Raw genomic sequence first — 205 nt, 5'->3', positions numbered from 1 at the left:
GAGGACATCGAGTTCGCCGCCGCAGGTCAGGCCGACGGCGAAGGCGTCGTCGTCGGAGTAGCCGAACCGGGCGCGCTGCGGGGCGCCGCGGTCGCGCAGTACCTGTCGGCACAGTTCGTACACCGCGCCCTCGACACAGCCGCCGGAGATGCTGCCGACCGCGTTGCCGTCCTCGTCCACCGCGACCGACGTACCGACCGGCAGG

The 205-nt window shown here is 72.7% G+C and carries 1 protein-coding gene; it reads right to left on the bottom strand.

From position 1 onward, the window contains the following. The coding region (locus tag OP79_RS49545; protein WP_033330107.1) for an XdhC family protein at positions 1-205 on the bottom strand (205 nt) is incomplete at both ends.

Source organism: Streptomyces yerevanensis, assembly GCF_000716805.1.
In the GTDB taxonomy this organism is placed as follows: Bacteria; Actinomycetota; Actinomycetes; order Streptomycetales; family Streptomycetaceae; genus Streptomyces; species Streptomyces flaveus.
The sequence above is the reverse complement of the archived record's forward strand: the minus strand, read 5'-3'. Positions and strand labels throughout refer to the sequence as shown.